The sequence below is a fragment of the Gluconacetobacter johannae genome, from assembly GCF_014174305.1.
GTDB classification, from domain to species: Bacteria; Pseudomonadota; Alphaproteobacteria; order Acetobacterales; family Acetobacteraceae; genus Gluconacetobacter; species Gluconacetobacter johannae.
Genome location: NZ_JABEQH010000035.1, coordinates 1 through 2,500, shown reverse-complemented (window position 1 = coordinate 2,500; position 2,500 = coordinate 1). Strand labels below are relative to the sequence as shown.

General features: G+C 56.5%; 1 tRNA gene and 2 rRNA genes (1 of these 3 cut by a window edge). All 3 read left to right on the top strand.

What is annotated here, in order from left to right:
- Positions 1-2,157, top strand: a 23S ribosomal RNA gene (locus HLH21_RS16730); it begins 584 nt to the left of the window's first position.
- 129 nt (positions 2,158-2,286) lie between these two features.
- A 5S ribosomal RNA gene (rrf, locus tag HLH21_RS16725) occupies positions 2,287-2,402 on the top strand.
- 21 nt (positions 2,403-2,423) lie between these two features.
- Positions 2,424-2,500, top strand: a tRNA-Met gene (locus HLH21_RS16720).

The window sequence follows — 2,500 nt, the reverse complement described above, 5'->3', positions numbered from 1 at the left end:
AGCTTAAGCCGTTAGGTGTAGGCGAAGCGAAAGCGAGTCTGAATAGGGCGACGAGTTGCTGGCAGAAGACCCGAAACCGAGTGATCTAGCCATGGCCAGGCTGAAGGTGCGGTAACACGCACTGGAGGGCCGAACCCACGCCTGTTGAAAAAGTCGGGGATGAGCTGTGGCTAGGGGTGAAAGGCCAATCAAACTCGGAGATAGCTGGTTCTCCGCGAAATCTATTGAGGTAGATCGTCAGGTGTTGACCCCGGGGGGTAGAGCACTGGATGGGCTAGGGGGGCCCAAAGCCTTACCAAACCTAACCAAACTCCGAATACCCGGAAGTTTAGCCTGGCAGACAGACGGTGGGTGCTAAGGTCCATCGTCGAGAGGGAAACAGCCCAGACCACCAGCTAAGGCCCCCAAATCGTGGCTAAGTGGGAAAGGATGTGGGGATTCCAAAACAACCAGGAGGTTGGCTTAGAAGCAGCCATCCTTTAAAGAAAGCGTAATAGCTCACTGGTCTAATAGAAACCCTGCGCCGAAAATGTAACGGGGCTCAAGCCACGTGCCGAAGCTGTGGGTGCACACATTGTGTGCGCGGTAGCGGAGCGTTCCGTAGGTCTGTGAAGGAGACGGGGTGACCCTCTCTGGAGATATCGGAAGTGCGAATGCTGACATGAGTAGCGACAAACAGTGCGAGAAACACTGTCGCCGAAAGTCCAAGGGTTCCTGCGCAAGGTTAATCCGCGCAGGGTGAGCCGGCCCCTAAGGCGAGGGCGAAAGCCGTAGTCGATGGAAACCGGGTGAATATTCCCGGGCCTGCCAGAAGTGACGAATGCAATATGTTGTCGGGTCTTAACGGATTGATCCGGCTTTTGGCGCATTCCAGGAAATAGCTCTGGCATATAGACCGTACCCGAAACCGACACAGGTGGACTGGTAGAGAATACCAAGGCGCTTGAGAGAACGATGCTGAAGGAACTAGGCAAATTACTCGCGTAACTTCGGGATAAGCGAGACCTGTCAGTGGGCAACCATTGGCAGGTGGCACAGACCAGGGGGTAGCGACTGTTTAGTAAAAACACAGGGCTGTGCGAAGTCGAGAGACGACGTATACGGCCTGACGCCTGCCCGGTGCCGGAAGGTTAAGAGGAGGTGTGCAAGCACTGAATTGAAGCCCCGGTAAACGGCGGCCGTAACTATAACGGTCCTAAGGTAGCGAAATTCCTTGTCGGGTAAGTTCCGACCTGCACGAATGGCGTAACGACTTCCCCGCTGTCTCCAGCATCGGCTCAGCGAAATTGAATTCCCCGTGAAGATGCGGGGTACCCGCGGTCAGACGGAAAGACCCTATGAACCTTTACTGCAGCTTTGCAGTGGCATCAGAGACATTCTGTGTAGGATAGGTGGGAGGCTTTGAAACCGGGGCGCCAGTTCCGGTGGAGCCATCCTTGAAATACCACCCTGACTGTTTCTGATGTCTAACCGAGACCAGTAAGCCTGGTCCGGGACCCTGCATGGTGGGCAGTTTGACTGGGGCGGTCGCCTCCCAAAGTGTAACGGAGGCGCGCGATGGTGGGCTCAGGTCGGTCGGACATCGACTGTTGAGTGCAATGGCATAAGCCCGCCTGACTGTGAGAGTGACAGCTCGATCAGAGACGAAAGTCGGCCATAGTGATCCGGTGGTCCCGCGTGGAAGGGCCATCGCTCAACGGATAAAAGGTACTCTAGGGATAACAGGCTGATCTCCCCCAAGAGTCCACATCGACGGGGAGGTTTGGCACCTCGATGTCGGCTCATCACATCCTGGGGCTGGAGCAGGTCCCAAGGGTTCGGCTGTTCGCCGATTAAAGTGGTACGTGAGCTGGGTTTAGAACGTCGTGAGACAGTTCGGTCCCTATCTGCCGTGGGTGTTGGAGACTTGAGAGGATTTGTCCCTAGTACGAGAGGACCGGGATGAACAGACCTCTGGTGCACCGGTTGTCGCGCCAGCGGCACCGCCGGGTAGCTAAGTCTGGACGGGATAATCGCTGAAAGCATCTAAGCGAGAAACCCACCTCAAAACCAGGTCTCCCCAAGGGCCGTGATAGACCATCACGTCGATAGGCCAGGTGTGGAAGCGCAGTAATGCGTGCAGCTAACTGGTCCTAATCGCCCAATAGGCTCACTCACACCGCCCAGGCCCATAAAGCCAGGGCAACACACATGCACAGCAATCATCCACACTCCATTCTCTCACACTCACACAACGCACCAACCTCTCACGCCCACGACACCCCTCACTCAGGGTGGACTGGACGACCTGGTGGCCATGGCGGGGATTGATCCACCCGATCCCATCTCGAACTCGGCCGTGAAACGCCCCAGCGCCTATGATACTGCGTCTCAAGACGCGGGAAAGTCGGTCGCCGCCAGGTCTTCCAGTCCACCTTTACCACCGCGGGGTGGAGCAGCCCGGTAGCTCGTCAGGCTCATAACCTGAAGGTCATAGGTTCAAATCCTATCCCCGCAACCA